General features: G+C 48.0%; 16 protein-coding genes and 4 pseudogenes. 6 read left to right on the top strand and 14 right to left on the bottom strand.

The window, feature by feature from the left end; all coding sequences use genetic code 11:
* Window positions 1-398: 398 nt before the first annotated feature.
* Window positions 399-1241, bottom strand: a complete 843-nt coding sequence (locus L1N85_RS01825) for a class II fructose-bisphosphate aldolase (protein ID WP_235234372.1) — start codon at window positions 1239-1241, stop codon at window positions 399-401.
* Window positions 1242-1485: 244 nt separating this feature from the next.
* Here L1N85_RS01825 and L1N85_RS01830 point away from each other — a divergent pair, with 244 nt between their 5' ends.
* The 4 genes from L1N85_RS01830 (at window position 1486) to L1N85_RS01845 (ending at window position 6589) form a co-directional block, all read left to right on the top strand.
* Window positions 1486-2334: a MurR/RpiR family transcriptional regulator gene (locus L1N85_RS01830; protein ID WP_235234373.1), complete on the top strand. Its 849-nt coding sequence runs from the start codon at window positions 1486-1488 to the stop codon at window positions 2332-2334.
* Between the two features lie 16 nt (window positions 2335-2350).
* On the top strand, window positions 2351-3418 hold the full coding sequence (locus tag L1N85_RS01835) for a 2-hydroxyacid dehydrogenase (RefSeq protein WP_235234374.1): 1068 nt from the start codon (window positions 2351-2353) through the stop codon (window positions 3416-3418).
* Between the two features lie 28 nt (window positions 3419-3446).
* Window positions 3447-5030, top strand: coding sequence for an FGGY-family carbohydrate kinase (locus L1N85_RS01840; protein WP_235234375.1), 1584 nt, complete (start codon window positions 3447-3449; stop codon window positions 5028-5030).
* Between the two features lie 194 nt (window positions 5031-5224).
* Entirely contained in the window at window positions 5225-6589 is a 1365-nt protein-coding gene (locus L1N85_RS01845) for a GntP family permease (RefSeq protein ID WP_235234377.1), read from the top strand.
* Window positions 6590-6705: 116 nt separating this feature from the next.
* Here the strand turns inward: L1N85_RS01845 and L1N85_RS01850 are convergent.
* Window positions 6706-7827 (bottom strand): annotated as a pseudogene (locus tag L1N85_RS01850) (transposase); the annotation flags it as partial.
* An 85-nt stretch (window positions 7828-7912) separates the two neighbouring features.
* On the opposite strand from L1N85_RS01850, the gene tnpA (L1N85_RS01855) reads away from it, so the two are divergent.
* The gene (tnpA, locus tag L1N85_RS01855) at window positions 7913-8224 is read left to right on the top strand and encodes an IS66 family insertion sequence element accessory protein TnpA (protein ID WP_235234378.1); all 312 of its coding nucleotides are present in this window, start codon (window positions 7913-7915) and stop codon (window positions 8222-8224) included.
* A gap of 7 nt (window positions 8225-8231) precedes the next feature.
* A complete protein-coding gene (tnpB, locus tag L1N85_RS01860) occupies window positions 8232-8558 on the top strand; it encodes an IS66 family insertion sequence element accessory protein TnpB (RefSeq protein WP_235234380.1) in 327 nt (108 codons plus the stop codon).
* Here tnpB (L1N85_RS01860) and tnpB (L1N85_RS27795) read toward each other — a convergent pair.
* The 12 genes and pseudogenes from tnpB (L1N85_RS27795) to L1N85_RS01915 all read right to left on the bottom strand — a co-directional run.
* Window positions 8504-8647: pseudogene (gene tnpB / locus L1N85_RS27795) on the bottom strand (IS66 family insertion sequence element accessory protein TnpB); the annotation flags it as partial. The gene tnpB (L1N85_RS01860) and the pseudogene tnpB (L1N85_RS27795) sit on opposite strands and share 55 nt — an antisense overlap.
* A complete protein-coding gene (gene tnpA / locus L1N85_RS01865) occupies window positions 8641-8973 on the bottom strand; it encodes an IS66 family insertion sequence element accessory protein TnpA (RefSeq protein ID WP_235234381.1) in 333 nt (110 codons plus the stop codon). The pseudogene tnpB (L1N85_RS27795) and the gene tnpA (L1N85_RS01865), both read right to left, overlap by 7 nt.
* 84 nt (window positions 8974-9057) lie before the next feature.
* Window positions 9058-9414 (bottom strand): annotated as a pseudogene (locus L1N85_RS01870) (zeta toxin family protein); the annotation flags it as partial.
* Window positions 9407-9583, bottom strand: coding sequence for a hypothetical protein (locus tag L1N85_RS01875; protein ID WP_235234385.1), 177 nt, complete (start codon window positions 9581-9583; stop codon window positions 9407-9409). The pseudogene L1N85_RS01870 and the gene L1N85_RS01875, both read right to left, overlap by 8 nt.
* 175 nt (window positions 9584-9758) lie before the next feature.
* Entirely contained in the window at window positions 9759-10460 is a 702-nt protein-coding gene (sigK, locus tag L1N85_RS01880; RefSeq protein WP_028611699.1) for an RNA polymerase sporulation sigma factor SigK, read from the bottom strand.
* Window positions 10461-10628: 168 nt separating this feature from the next.
* Window positions 10629-10858, bottom strand: a pseudogene (locus L1N85_RS01885) (VWA domain-containing protein); the annotation flags it as partial.
* Window positions 10827-11210 (bottom strand): TerD family protein, encoded by a 384-nt coding sequence (locus L1N85_RS01890; RefSeq protein WP_328285138.1) that lies wholly within the window; start codon window positions 11208-11210, stop codon window positions 10827-10829. The pseudogene L1N85_RS01885 and the gene L1N85_RS01890, both read right to left, overlap by 32 nt.
* 551 nt (window positions 11211-11761) lie before the next feature.
* Window positions 11762-12394, bottom strand: coding sequence for a UPF0158 family protein (locus L1N85_RS01895; RefSeq protein ID WP_235234386.1), 633 nt, complete (start codon window positions 12392-12394; stop codon window positions 11762-11764).
* A 95-nt stretch (window positions 12395-12489) separates the two neighbouring features.
* On the bottom strand, window positions 12490-12843 hold the full coding sequence (locus L1N85_RS01900; protein WP_235234387.1) for a hypothetical protein: 354 nt from the start codon (window positions 12841-12843) through the stop codon (window positions 12490-12492).
* A gap of 67 nt (window positions 12844-12910) precedes the next feature.
* Window positions 12911-13882 (bottom strand): ABC transporter permease, encoded by a 972-nt coding sequence (locus L1N85_RS01905; protein ID WP_235234388.1) that lies wholly within the window; start codon window positions 13880-13882, stop codon window positions 12911-12913.
* The gene (locus tag L1N85_RS01910; RefSeq protein ID WP_235234389.1) at window positions 13875-14786 is read right to left on the bottom strand and encodes an ABC transporter ATP-binding protein; all 912 of its coding nucleotides are present in this window, start codon (window positions 14784-14786) and stop codon (window positions 13875-13877) included. The genes L1N85_RS01905 and L1N85_RS01910 overlap by 8 nt, the downstream gene beginning before the upstream one ends.
* Window positions 14783-15571 carry a GDSL-type esterase/lipase family protein gene (locus tag L1N85_RS01915; protein ID WP_235234392.1) on the bottom strand — a complete coding sequence of 263 codons (789 nt, stop codon included), beginning with the start codon at window positions 15569-15571 and terminating at the stop codon, window positions 14783-14785. Before L1N85_RS01915 ends, L1N85_RS01910 begins: the two co-directional genes overlap by 4 nt.
* Window positions 15572-15600: the final 29 nt, after the last annotated feature.

Here is a 15600-nt window from a genome sequence, read left to right on the forward strand (position 1 = left end):
CTGTTCAAGGCTTTGTCAATGAGATCAATAAGACCCCAGAAGTTACGGTTGATCGGTTATGCGTTCAGATGTAAATCATTTTTGCCGAATATATAGCTTATTTATGTGCATTTATCTTTATGTTGTATCACGCCTAACGAGGTAGAAAAGTCTTATTCACGGCAGGGAGCAGCCAATAGACCAAGGTGAAAACAAGGTTAAAATAATAATTTCTTCTCCGCGTAAAATATGGTATAAACTAGTAGTTAATGGGTGAGCATATCGGGCAAGTGGAGTGGCAATCTATTGGAATGATCTTATACATACTATCAGAAAAAGTGAGCTACAGATACAAAAATGCACCGAAACAGCGGGCATTGCAGAAGCGGCACCCGTTAGGTGCAACAATACGGATGGTTTTACCCGGTAGCCCCCATAAACAGACGGGTGAATCGTTCCATTGACCGCTCCATTTCCGCCTGCATAGAGGCCATGATAGAGGATAGATGGTGGGGCTTTCCGGTTATGCCGAGTGTTTGGAGATAAGCGACCGCAGCCATGGATATTTCTGTGTTGACGTTGATTTTGCAAATGCCGTTCTCAATGGTTTGCCGAATCTTATCATCTGGAGTGCCAGAACCGCCGTGCAGCACTAAGGGAATCTCAACCGCCTCCCGAATTTGCTTCAGCAGCGGAATGTTAATGTTAGGCTCACCTGTGTACATGCCGTGGACCGTGCCGATCGCGGCCGCGAGGAAGTCAACGCCCGTTTCTCCGACGAAGGCTTTCGCTGATTGCGGGTCCGTCAACGTGCCGCTGCCTTCTTCTTCATCGGAAAATTCGCCGCGGGCGAGTGAGCCGATCTCCGCTTCAACAGTAACCCCGCCCATATGGGCGAGCTCGACAATCTCCTTAGTCCGCCGGATATTTTCAGCCAATTCATATTTGGAACCGTCATACATCACGGAAGTGAAGCCGTTACGGATTGCACGAACGATCGATTCTTTCTCGTATGCGTGATCCAGATGCAGCGCAACCGGAACCGAAGCTTTATGAGCTAAAGCCCGAACCATCGCGGAGAATCCCTCTATGTCAACCGTATCAAAGTAACGCTCGCCCAAAGCAATGATGACAGGATGCTGCAGTCTTTCCGAAACGGCGACGGCGGCTTGTGCGGTTTCCATACTGTACACATTGAATGCGGCCACTGCATGGCGCTGTAGCTGCGCCTGCTGAAGAATGCGCTTCGTATTTACCAACATATAAATTCCCTCTCTTTCGCGTAATAAAACTACATCATTACCACTGATCATTATAAACTATACTACAAATGACATTATCACACAATGTAGTATTACTACACTACTTCCTCTCCTACAGAAAACTTCATATGAATGTAGTATAATTACAAAGATAAGAGATAAAAATAAAAATGTAGTATAAATACATTGATATTTAAATTTAATTGTAGTAAAATTACAACAAGCTGAAAGTGAGGCTGTAAGGATGGCTACTTTTCAAAACCGCGTGAATGCCATTGAGAAGGAGATGACGAATTCCGACAAAAAGATATTGCGTGTGATTCAACAAACGGAAAAAGCATTCTTGTTGTCCATGAACGAGTTATCCAGACTGAGTGAGGTCAGCGAGCCAAGCGTCGTGCGTTTCTGCAGAAAACTGAAATATAGCAGCTATCAGGAAATGAAGGTTGCGCTTGCCCAGGAAAGCACCGCAAATCACAATCTAGCAAGCAACATCTATGAAGCAATCGATCTGTCGGATTCCACGCAGCAGGTGTTTCATAAAGTGATCGAGCAGACGATAGTAGCCTTGAACACGACCAAGGATATGATCGATTACGAGGCCGTTCAGCGGGCAGGACTTAAGATTGCGCAGGCCAAACGGCTATTTTTCTTCGGTCAGGGCGTATCAGGCATCTTGGCAGGCGATGCGGCCCATAAGTTTCTTCGAATCGGTGAAACGGTAATTCCGATCATCGACCCTCATCTGGAGGCAATCGCAGCTTCACATATGAGCAAGGACGACGTGATTGTCGCCATCTCGCATTCCGGAGAAAGTCACGGACTCCTCAAAGTGCTGGAGCTCGCGAAAGAGAAAGAGGCGCAAATTATCGTCATTACCGGGTTCAACAAATCTTCCATCGCACAAATGGCGGATGAGCTACTCGTGTCAAGCGCAAATGAAACCGAATTTAGGTCGGATGCGATGGTAAGCCGCATCGTTCAATTAACGATCATAGACTGCCTCTATGTGATTACGGTTTTGCATAAGGGGAAAAGTGCGATTGAAGCGGTGAACACATCCCGGCTGGCGGTAGCAAAACTAAAAACATGATCGAGAGGGATACAACATGAAAATATTAACGTTCGGCGATGCAATGATTAACGGTAAACAATTTACGAAAGCGGCGCGCATGCTCGGTAATCACGAGATTGTGACCACGGATTGGGAGCCGGATTGGGGTCGACTGCAAAATCGCCGGCTTGTCATTGAGCAGCAGGGTCCGGCAGTCGAAGAGGCGCCCTTGATGTTCAAGGAAAATAAAGACGCCGATATGGTGCTCGGCTTGTTCGGGCCTTTCTCGTCTGAAGGCATGGATTCGTTCGATAACCTGAAAGTTATCGGCGTTGCGCGTGCGGGAACCGAGAACGTGGATGTTAAAGCGGCTACGGAGCGCGGCATTGTTGTGGTCCATGTTATGGGACGGAATGCGCAAGCCGTATCGGATTTCGCCATTGGACTAATGCTGAGCGAATCGAGAAATATCGCACGCGCCCACATGTCGATTATGAATGGGGAATGGCGCAAAGTATTCAGCAATTCGGATTATATTCCGGAGCTTAAAGGTAAAAAGATCGGTATCGTCGGCTTTGGCTATATTGGACGTCTTGTGGCCAAAAAATTGGCCGGCTTCGATGTAGAGATTCTCGTCTTTGATCCGTTTGTACAAGCCGACTCCATCGATCTGCCGAATGTGAAGCTGGTGGATAAAGACACACTCTTGGCTGAATCCGACTTTGTTTCGATTCATGCCAGACTGACTGAGGAAAATCATCATTTTATCAGCCACGCTGAATTGGAGAAGATGAAACCTACTGCCTATCTGATCAACTGCGCCCGTTCCGGACTCATCGATACGGACGCGCTAGTGCAGGCGCTTGCCGAGAAGAAAATTGCCGGCGCGGGATTGGATGTATTTGACATTGAACCCATTCCAGCGGAGCATCCTCTGCTTGCTCTGGACAATATAACGTTGACTACACATATTGCCGGGACGACCTCCGATGCTCTGACCCAATCGCCTTACTTGCTGGTCGAAGAGGTGAAGAAGGTGTTGGAAGGCGGCAAGGCCAATTGGGTGAAAAACCCTGAGGTTCTGCAGCATCCGAAATTCCGTGAATGGCTGTCAACACTATAATAGCGGATAAGAACAGGAGGTGAATGCAATGACAAACCAAGAGCATGCTTTAGTGCTGGTTATGGATATTGGAACGACGGGCGGTCGTGTTATTCTCATGGACGCGAAAGGCGAGTCGCACGGTATGGCTTACCGTGAATACCGGAGTATCTTTCATGCGCCGACCGTCATTGATCATGATCCTACAACGTGGATCAACGCTGTCGTGGAGGGCATTCAAGAGCTTAAAGAGTCGCATGCGAACGTCCTGCAGCGAGTCAGGGCAATTTCCATTACGTCACAGCGGGCGACCATTATGCCTGTAGATGCGGACGCCAATCCACTGACTCATGCGATATTGTGGCAGGATAAACGCTCCATTCAGGAGAGTCGCGAGATTGAGGCCCGAATTGGCCGTGAAGAAATTTATAAACGAACCGGGCTGAAAATCGATCCTTATTTTTCGCTGCCTAAGATTATGTGGTTCCAGAACAACCATCCGGAGATTTATCGGAAAGCGTCTTGTTTTCTCACCGTTCATGATTTCATGGTGGCTTCATTAACGGGTGAGTTCAAAACCGATTGGACACAAGCTTCCCGAACTATGCTGTTTAATATCAATGATTTTGCTTGGGATCGTGAGCTGGCGGATCGTATGGGGATAGATCTGGGAAAATTACCCGAGGCTTATCCCACAGGTACCGTTGCGGGTAACGTTACGGAAGCTGCAGCGGTTCGTTTCGGCTTGCCGGTAGGGCTGCCTGTTGTTATGGCAGGCGGCGATCAGCAGAGTGCGGCCATCGGGTTGGGCGCCATTCGTCCGGGGATTGTAAAAGTGACCACAGGCACGGGTTCATTTGTCGTTGCACCCATCGATCACCAAATTCACAATCCGGAGCAAAAGGTCGTATGCAGTGCATCCGCCGTTCCCGGAAAGTGGGTGATCGAGGCAGGTATATTCACGACGGGCTCAACCTATCGCTGGCTGCGGGATTTTCTCGGCACGGACGGCTTATATGATGAATTGAATGCTCAAGCGGCAATGTCGACACCGGGCGCAAACGGCGTGCTTCATATTCCGCACTATGCTGGAAGCGCGGCGCCCTATTGGAATGCGAACGCGTCAGGCGTGCTCTTCAATTTGTCCCTGGGTACGAAGAAAAGCGATGTTGTAAGGGCTTACCTGGAAGGGATATGCTATGAAACCAAGAAAAATCTGCGTATCATCGACTCGCTGCTTTCAGCGGATCAGGATGTTGATCATATCCGTCTGTCTGCCGTACATGTCAGCGGTGGACTCGCGAGATTTGACTGGTTCAATCAAATCCAGGCGGACATTTACGGTATCGTGGTCATACCGGACAGAACCGAACAGGCCACATCCTTAGGAGCCGCAATTATTGCCTATACGACGCTTGGCTTCTATTCCGATCTGATTGAAGCTCATGCTGCTATGGGCAAGCTCGAAATGAAGCGGATGAAAACGACGAATCGTGCGACCAAAGAAGTATACGAGGAGATGGGCGAACTGCATCATGCCCTCTATGAATCGTTGGATAGAGATGATCTATACGGTCGTGCCAAACACATGGCATCCAAATTTGATGCGGTCAACAGCATCCAGGCCATTTGACAGGGAACAATTCCCCTGCAATCGTATTCAACGGCATTTCAGTCCTGAAAAAGCAGGAGGAATGCCGTGTTTCCTGCAAAAGAAAACAAAACATAAAAATGTAGTAAAATATAATTGTGTAGTACGAAAGTATGTAGTATTATTACATTATCACATATGAAAGCGATATCATTCATTGAGAGGGGAATTCGGCCATGGTAACTGGAAGTGCTTTAATTTTCATCTTTATCGGTTCACTGCTCGCTTTATTCGCACTTATCTTAAAATTCAAGTGGGATCCGTTTCTCGCACTGATCGCCGTTGCGGTCGTTACGGGACTTGTTGTAGGCATCCCATATACCGAGCTTCCGGGCGTTATTACAACCGGTTTCGGTAATACCCTTGCCGGCGTTGGTATTATGATCGGTTTGGGCGTCATGTTCGGCGAGCTGCTTGCCGCTTCAGGAGCAATAGAACGAATAGCCAACTCGCTTCTAAGGGTTTCAGGCAAAGAAAAGTCGCCGCTTGCGATTACGATTACAGGCACTGCGGTTTCCATTCCAGTATTCTTTGATGCAGCATTCGTTATCCTCATCAACCTGATCCGTAAGCTGTCCCAAAGCACCAAGATTTCCATGGTAACGTTCATTACGGCTCTTGCAGTCGGACTCATCGTCTCGCACAGTCTTATACCTCCTACTCCCGGACCGCTCGTTGTTGCTGAAAATACGGGTTCGGGACTCGGATACTTCATTCTTTATTCGATGCTGGTCGCGATCCCTGCCGTATTGGTCGGCGGCTGGTGGTACGGCGTGCGAGTCGGCAAACATTCTCCGATCTACATTCCGCAAGCGGGGGACGCAGGAGTCACTGAAGTAGCTGCATCCCTTGAATCCGATCAGGCGCGGCCGGAAATCGGAACCAAGCTTTCTTACCTTCTGCTTCTCCTGCCGATCGTGTTGATTTTGATGAATACGATTATTGGCTTGATTTTCCCGGAAACGTTTGCCTCAGGCATCTTCGGTTTCCTGGGAGAGAAAAACTTGGCCTTATTTATCAGCGTTCTTGTGGCCGCATTTGTTCTTCGTCCTTATCTGCGGGACAGCAAAGAAAACCTGTATGCAAAAGCAATCAGTTCCGCAGGTTTGATTCTTCTGATCACCGGTGCTGGAGGCGCCTTCGGTGCTGTCATCCGGCATAGCGGTATTGGCGATTACCTTGTCGAAGTTATGCAGTTATGGAGCATACCGGTTCTCCTTCTTGGATTCCTGTTCTCTCAGATCCTGCGCGCATCGCTGGGTTCGACCACCGTTGCTCTCGTTACCACCTCTTCGATTCTGGGGCCGATGATTGCGGATCTTAACGTGTCGCCTGTTCTTCTTGGCCTCGCGATCTGCGCAGGCGGTATCGGGTTGTCGCTCCCGAACGACTCCGGCTTCTGGGTTGTTAATAAGTTCGGAAGATTGACGGTTCCTGAAACGCTCAAAACTTGGACGATCGGCGGCTCGTTAGCCGGTATTACAGCCTTTATCGCCATTTACATTTTGAGTTTCTTTGTCGGCATATTGCCGGGCTTGTAAAATCGATTCACAAGAAGACCCGCCCCTAGGAGAGCCCTGCAAAAGCCTTGCTTTTGAGTAAAATTGAGCTTCAAAATGGAAATGTAATCGTTAAGACTAAAAAAGCAGCTCGTTCCTCATCCGAGGGCGGGCTGCTTTTGCTCTACCAGCTTCACCATTCGTTTCACATTTACAACAAACGCGGTGAGGTACGCCTGTATTCGCATGCGAAATAGACCCCGGTATTTGGCTGTTGCCATCCCGTGGAGTCTCTTCATCTCTGCGTTCTTGTGTTCAATTATTGGTCTCCGCTTAATCCGATCTTTAAACGTATCACTTTTCTCAAACTCGATCTGTTCCTTGAAGTGCTCCGCAATAATGCGAATCGAGTATGTCTTGCTCTTTGAGCCTGGTTTGTAACACCCTTCGCTTAGCGGACAGCTCTTGCACTTCTCAATATCAAAATAAAACACAAGGGAGCGGCTTTTTCCGCTTTGCTTACTTCCTTTCATCGCTTTTCGAGTGTTGTGCAGTCCGGCAGGACATATCACTAAATCCGCATCTTTGTTGTATTCAAATCCTTCTTGTCGCTCGCCCCCGTTATGGACAACAGGGTTTAGTGGTACGACAGGCTGAATCGTTTCTTTTTTCATTTCCGCTAGATTATCTTTGCCAGAGTAGGCGGTATCTGCAATAATTTCCGTTACCGTTATGCCATTTGCTTGAGTTTGTGACAACAGATAGGACAGTTGTTTTCCATCATCGCTGCTGCCGGGTGTGACTTCAACCGCTGTAATAATCTCTTCTTCCGTAATGGCTAAATGCTCTTTGTAGCCAAAGAAGGATTTGGTTTTGCTTTTCCATGCGAATCGGGCATCTGGATCAATGGCTGAAAGAATACCTTTTTGGGACAGCAAGCGCTCATCTTCTACGATTTGTCTAGCTATTTGAAGCTTTTCGCTAATGGCCCCTTCATGAGGCAGTAGTTCCTCCACGGCTTCACTTAACTTAGCCAAGTAATGAAGCGTAATCTCCTCTGCATCCACTTGTTCGCTTTTTACACGAGGCATGGAAGGTAGCCTCTTCTCCAGCTTCGGATGTCGTTTGACAACCGTTCGCAGTAGAAGTTTAGCTGCATCCCGCAACACGTCCAAAGGGCGCTGCTTTTGACTGCTTGCATGGGTATGAGTGGCATCCAAAATAATGGTTTTACTCTTAATGAGTCCTTTTTCCACACATTGACTCACCACCTGTTTCAACGTAAGCGTCAAATCTTCCACACCTATCAACCAATCATACGTCATGAGAAAATGAAGGCATCCTAAGAAAACAGGAGGTTGCCTCATGACAAAAAAAGATCAACGCCAGCTCGAGTGGTCGACGCGCATAGCGGACTACAAAGCAAGCGGTCTTACGATGACCGCATGGTGTACGGCCAATCAGGTTGCCCTGGAGCAATTCAAATATTGGAAGCGGAAACTCAAACCTATCGCATCGGATATGGTGTCCCCCACTGCCTCCTTTATCCCCATCTCCGTAGCGGAATCCGTTCCTCCCCACAGCGCCTCTTCGCTTGTCGTTCACGTTGGGCACGCCAGCATCACGCTTCAAAAAGGGTTTGATCCCCAGTTGCACGAGAAGCCGTCGAAGCCTTAAGCGCAACATGCTGACGTTCTCGAACGCTCATCCCGTCTATCTGGTGGCAGGCGCCACGGATCTGCGTAAATCGATTGACGGTCTTGCCGCCCTCGTACAAGAAGGGTATGGCTTGAATCCATTCTCTCCGAGCCTGTTCGTGTTTTGCAATCGCGAGCGCAATAAGCTCAAACTCCTTTTCTGGGATAATAATGGTTTCTGGCTGTTATCCGGAATTCCGGATAACAGCCAGAAACCATTTAAATCCCAGTATAGCATCTTGAGCTTGTCACGCTGGCGATTGCAGAAAACAAACAGGCTCGGTGAGAAGGGATCAAGACCGAACCCTTCCTGAACAAGGGCAGCGAGTGCGTCGATCGACTTACGCAGATCCGTAGAACCTGCAGCCAAGTAGACTGTGTGAGCGCTCGATAGCGTCAGCATGATCGGCTTATTGCTTCAACAGCTTCGCGAAGCAATTGCGGGTCGAAGCCGGGATGAAGTTCGATGCTGGCGAACCCCACTTGAACAACGAGCGAAGAAGTGGCTGTACGAGGAGCAGGTTCGATTGCGATGAGCGGAATGAAGGATTTGGAAGGAGCAATGGAAGCAATGGCAGAGATCGTTTTGAACTTACGTGTCCAATATTTCATTTGTTCCAAGCTTACGTGATTGGCGGAGCACCAGTGAGTCATTTTGAGTCCGCTAGACTTGAAATCTGAGACGCGGACTTCCCATTCGCGTTGGCGCTGTTCTTTTGGGGACAACATGAGGCAACCTCCTGTTTTTTTAGGATGCCATCATCTTCTCATGATTACCGAGGGTATGTAAGGTGTGCAAGGTTTGACGCTTACCGCAGCGACACGCTCAATATTTAAACGATAGTCTCCTAAACCAACATAAAACATGATTACTTCAAAACCGTTCTTTTTTGCCTCGCGTATTTGGCGAATGACGTTGCCACCTGCAAGGGTCGTTTCCACAGTAAAATCTCGCTTGTTCTGTATACAATCTCTGGCCAACTTTATAGCTTCTTTTCCTGCTGATACCTTACGCCGCTCAGGATGCTCACCATCGATTCCACGGGCTAAGGCGTCTGGATCGATGTTTACACTTACTCCAAGCCGATCTATGATTAGATTGCGTATCGTGCTCTTACCGCTTCCATTGTTTCCAGCAAAAACAAACATAGTGGCTATTGGCTCACTCATTCTGCAGATCCTCTTCTTTAATCCGTTCTATTTCACCATTGCTATGCTCTCTTATAAATTGTCCTTCATTTGTTTTATATACAATATAGGTACCGTTCGCTTTAGCATCTAGCTTGGCCCGATCACCAGTGAGCTTAATTAACTTACTCAAATCTTGAGTTCGATTCATTTCGTCTCGCCTCCATTTCATTATTACGATCTAAAATCGAAACATTCCTCATATCAAAAAGTATAGCACAAACCTCATTATTCAAGAACGTTCAATAAACCAATATTATTACATAGCAAAACAGACTCCCTCTTGGATAAGGTCGTCTGCACATAAATATTCTTATAATTCGATTTTACCGCTTCGCCTTATAAAACTCATGATAAAGCTTCATCAACGCCCTTTTCTCTATCCGCGACACATAACTCCGCGAGATCCCAAGCTCCTTCGCAATCTCCCGCTGCGTCCGCTCATCCCCGCCATGCTCCAGCCCGAAGCGACCGATCACAACTTCCTTCTCACGATCATCCAATATATCGAGGTTCTTATATATCTTGCTCTTCTCTATCTTCAGCTGCACCTTATCGACAATATCATCGGCCTCCGTGCCGAGGATATCTATTAGCGTAATTTCATTGCCTTCCTTATCCGTACCGATTGGATCATGCAAAGACACGTCTTTGCGAGTTTTCTTCAACGATCTTAAATGCATAAGTATTTCGTTTTCAATACAGCGTGCCGCGAATGTTGCCAACTTAGTGCCTTTTCCGGTCTGAAAGCTCTCGATTGCCTTGATCAGACCGATCGTTCCGATCGAAATCAAATCCTCTAAATCCTCCCCAGTATTGTCGAATTTTTTTACGATATGAGCAACCAAACGGAGATTATGTTCAATTAAAAGGTTCCGGGAACGCTGATTGCCTTCGGCCATCAACTGAAGATGCTTCGTTTCCTCTTCCTCTTGGAGCGGCTGGGGAAAAGCGTTATTTTTGACATAGGAGACGAGCAATGTAAGCTGTTTAATGAATAGCGCTATCGCTGAGAACAATCCAGGCATTAACCGTACACCCCCACGTTGTATTACCTGAAATGAGAAGCGCACGCGGCTCCTGATCCAGGCGAACATTGAAGTCTGTTCTTTAGTGTATGTGGGTAATTGCCTAGTCGTGCATGTACGGGGAACGATTCCTTGACTTTCTCTCAGGCATAATGTTTTTATAAATGACTACCGTATGATCCGTTTCTCCTTGGCCGCCTTTATCCAAAGCGGAAATTCATTCAACAGTTGATCGTACAGCATCTCATCCGATACCGCTCCAATATCATCCAGATGGATGAAACGTCCTCCATTACTGGCGGTTCATTGTTGCGTCCGAACTTATGAATGGCGTGATTATTCATAATATGATTTTGAACATATTGGCTAAAATCCTTCTCCGTCACCGAAGATTGGCGATAACACGACCGCTTCCACGGCAGCAGCCACCTCTGGAGCTCCCTCCTCAATCTCAAGCCCAAAGTTTGTGCATAACGCTTCAAGACCGCCATAAAAGCCGCTGCCAATCGCATTGAATTTCCATTCTCCGATATGCCTGTACAGCTCTCCAACCACGATGGCCGTCTCTTTCGTAAATTCAGAACCGCAATCAAAGCGGAACAGTTCTTCTCCAGAGTCGCAATTTACAAGACGAACGTACAGACCCGAAACATCCTTTATAAAATGGCCAAGCTTCTCTCCCTCATGAATCGTTACCGTAAATGCTATTTTCGCGGTATTCTCGGGAACTCGTCCAAAAGATACATCTATGCTTTCCTTATCTGATTAGCTTGATATATCGCGACCTTTTGTTTCAACCTTCTGCCCTTTTAATAGCTGCATGCGTTCAACTCCCGATCATTGATTTAGCTCCTTACCTTACAGCACTTGAATTTATCTTAACTGACTATGCAATTCATACAAACTATCGTGAAAGCCCCAGCCGATGCCGGACGTATAAACGCCTTGCTCCACATAGAAAAGCCTAAGCTCCGTGCTGTATTTCACGCTTCCCGTTAGCTTCTCGAATTCGGAAATCGCCTTTTTGGCGACCTGCAGCTGCAGTCACGCGAGTTCACGGCTGCACCGGCAGCATGAAATGGAAAAACTCCAGCTAGTTTGTCTCTGATGCTCAATATAAAGCAAATAATGGGGAAACCAGGCGTTATTCACCGGAATCATCGCTTCTAGCCGGCAAACGGACCGCATTAGCGGGACAAATTCCAGTTAGGCCAGACTTACTCGCTAATGAAGCAAGTTTAGCGGGATCCTTTCCAGCTAGATTCGTCTATCATTTCGCAGAAGCGACGCTATTTTTTCGCTCATTCCAATATCGTTGCTCTAAATCCGATGGATTGCAGCCATTCCAACACGCGTTCGCGGTTTCGTTCTTCGACGAAAGCATAATACCGCTCTTGCTCGCCGGCATCGGATGAAAGTACATTCTTAAATCTTCGGAATACTCCGCGGCCGCCGTTTAGAGCAGTCATCAGCTTCGTTCTAAGCTTTTCGTTCGATACCTCAGCTGTAAAGAATACCATATCTTCGAAGCCCTCATCCGAACCAATGGCAGGGATTTGAAAATAGATCTCATTAAACCCTTCATCTATGATCTCGCTCCATTCCTCGTCCTCTTCATCCTCACCTAACGTATTCAACGTTACGACATCCCCTGTCTCCACGTTCAAGTAGAATTCGATGCCATCTGCTTGCATGTCAAAGTCCTCGATGATTTCCTGAAGCTGCCGCTTCGTAAGTTGTAGTTCTTTCATCTCTACCGAATCACCCTTCTTCAAGCCGCCTGCGGCCTCCTTAAGCTTATCCGCCTCATGCTCCTCCCAGGTTATTCCGAAGGGTGCGCCACCATCTGTATATCCCGCTATAAAATAGAAAGTATCGTCTTGGTCTATGTCTTCTGCTTGTTCGTTTTTAAACTTACGTTTATTATTTTTCATGACTTGTCCACTCCTGCAATAAGATTCATAACCATTATAACAAAAAAAGCCTCCCTCAAGCAGCAACCGCCGCCTTAGGAAGACCTCTTCAAACGCTATTTTTTATCTACCTGCAGCAGTTTCACCGTCTTAAGAGAATACGTATCCTTAATCTTCTCCTCCGTAATGACATTCAGCTTGATCAAGCTCGTAATTTTGGAAGCGTCGGATTTGGATAACATACGCCATATTTCCGGGTCGGGCAGCGCCTCGAACAGCTTGTTGTCATCGTATTCCTTTCGCTCCTGCGTGACGATCCTCGCCTTATGGCTGCCGGCCTCCAGCTCGCTGACGCCTTGCTCCATGCAATAGGCCATAATTTCGCCCCGCAGCCCGGACAGCTCTTGTTCTATTTCTTTTTGCTTTTGCTTTAGTTGATAGTACCTCTTTATAGCCTTATCCAATAACATCACTCTCCTCATCTACTAAATACTTATGCAGAGAGCGTCATTTTAGGACAAGACACCGATACTTCCCTCAATAAATATCCTTGCGCATAAACACCGCAAACGAAACCGCCAGCGCACCAATCATCCAAGCTGCCAGCACCGCGAGCGAGAAGCCGAGTGTCATACCCTCGATCGGGGGCGCCGTTCCGCTCACATAATCCATTAGTCCCAGATTGACCATGAACAAATATTTCGCTGAATCCCAAGAGGAGACCATGCTGCTAAGTATCGCCCCCGCTATTAAACAGGCGAGCATTGTGCCCATGCCGGCCGCGCTGCTTCTCATCAGGATAGACAGCATGAATGACAGCGTGCCTACAACCATCGATATAAACCAAGCTAAGCCGAATTGCTGTAAAATATACTGCCACTGCGATACCAAACGAACGCCTGATATATCGAGCTCGCCGCCCTGAACCGAGAAGCCGGTCAGCACCGGTGCCGACCAGCCCTGGCTGCCGAACATCATGGCGGAAATCACATAGGATAACAAGCCGAATATGAACAAAACGAGTGAGACGGAAAGGACTAGGGCGATATATTTACTTAGCAAAATGCAAAAGCGGCTCACCGGTCTCGTCAGCAGCAGCTTGATGGTACCCATGCTGCGCTCCGACGATACGAGATCGACCGCGATGATCATAACCAATAATGGCAAAAACAGCTCAGCTGAATTTTCGACGAAGCCCCTGATAAACGTAGGAGCGCCTGGCTCTGACGGATTAACGCCATGGTCTAAATAATACTGGGATTGCTGAATTTGGATTTGAAGATGTTCCCGCCATTGACCTGCGCTGCTGAGGCGGTTTTGCCAATCGACAATTTGCTGCTGCAGCTCGGTTCGCCAATCGACTGATCCCAGCCGCTCCCTGGTCGTCTCGGCATGACGCGCCTGCGCATACGTAAACATCGAGAGAAGAACAATAATGATGACCGAAATAATGAGAAACCGCCGTTTGCCGATCAGCTTCATCATTTCGTTCTGAACGAGGTTAATCAATAGACTCCCCTCCCGTCAATTCGAGGAATAAATCTTCGAGCGCCGGGAGTTTCCGGTTCATTTCCAGCACCCGGACGCCCGCTTCGACCAGCTCCCGGTTCCATTCTCCCGCCTCCCGCTCCGAATAAACGGTCGTCACCGTCTCTTCTTCCTCATTCAAAATAGGAGTCCTATTACTCAAAATGGATTTCCCTGACTCATAAGGCATCAACCGCCATACTAATCTTTCTTCGCGGGACAAGAGAGCTTGAACGGAATCGACACGCACAATTTCACCCTTCGAAATAATGGCCACGCGATCGCACATCAATTGGATTTCATGAAGCAAATGGCTGGACACAAGAACGGTTAAGCCTTCCTCCTCGGCCAAAAAACGAATAAACGCGCGCATCTCTCTAATCCCGGACGGGTCCAATCCATTCGTAGGCTCGTCAAGAATGAGCACATCGGGCCTTCCGAGCATAGCTTGGGCAATGCCTAGCCGCTGACGCATGCCTAAGGAATAAGTGCTCACCTTATCGTTCACTCTTTCCTGCATGCCGACCAGACGCACGACCTCGTCGATCCTCTCCTGCCCGGTCCCGCTAAGCATAACGGCGAAGTGACGCAAATTATCCATGCCGCTCAAAAAGGGGTACAGCTCAGGATTTTCGACGATACAGCCCAGATGCCGCATCGCCCGCGTGAACTGCTTCGATATATCCAATCCGCAAATGTGAATGGAGCCCGCAGTCGGCTTGATCAAACCGACCAGCATCCGGATGGTCGTCGTTTTTCCCGCGCCGTTAGGGCCCAGAAAGCCGAACACCTCTCCGCGCTTCAGCTCAAAGCTTAAATCTTTTATAATGACACGTTTGCCGATGACCTTCCGCAGTCCTTTGACTGATAAAGTGATGTCGCTCATGATTGTCCTCCTGTTCCAATGATTAGCGCGGCAACCCGCTCAGCCATACGCTGATACCCCTTTTCATTCGGATGGAATTGATCCGTGAATAAGTACTCGCTCACATTCTGCTGAAACAGATCATAGGTTGGTACGAAAACCGCATTGGCATATTCCGCTATCGTCTCCATTGTCTTATAATTCCAGGCTCTCACCACACGGGACGTTACGGCTCCCTCCTCAAGCTCGCCAAAAGGATCATATAAGCCCAAAACATATACGGCCGCATCCGGATTACTCGCCTGAATGGCCCCGAGAATAACCTCCAAATGGTTCAAATATTCGTCCTCCAGCTTCGCGATGCCCTCATCCGTGAGATTCGAAAGCGTCTGCCCGCCAAGGAACAGGTCATTACCGCCAATTGTCATTAATACCGCGTCGGCTTGTCCGATTTGACGTCCGATTTCCATCTCTTTCATTTGCTCCGCCAATTGAACCGAGGTTAGACCCTTTATGCCTAAATTGACGAACGAGATGTTCCACCCGGCTTGCTTTAATCGGTCGCTGACGTAGCCCGCATAACCCTTGCCCTCGAGATCTCCGATTCCTCTGGTCAAGGAGTCGCCGAGCGCAATGATTTTAAATTCATCCGAAGCAGGCGCCGGCTCCTCATCGGAAACCGGAAATGCCGAAGCTCCATTTGTCCCAAACAAATAATCGTTCACCGTCCAGCCTAAACCGAACAACCATAGAAGACAGGCAACAGCGGCAAAGGCGGTTATAAAACGAACCTTCTTGCTTTGCAATGAACTCCACTCCTTTCATCTAACAGCAA

This window comes from Paenibacillus alkaliterrae, from assembly GCF_021532375.1.
Classification (GTDB): domain Bacteria; phylum Bacillota; class Bacilli; order Paenibacillales; family Paenibacillaceae; genus Pristimantibacillus; species Pristimantibacillus alkaliterrae.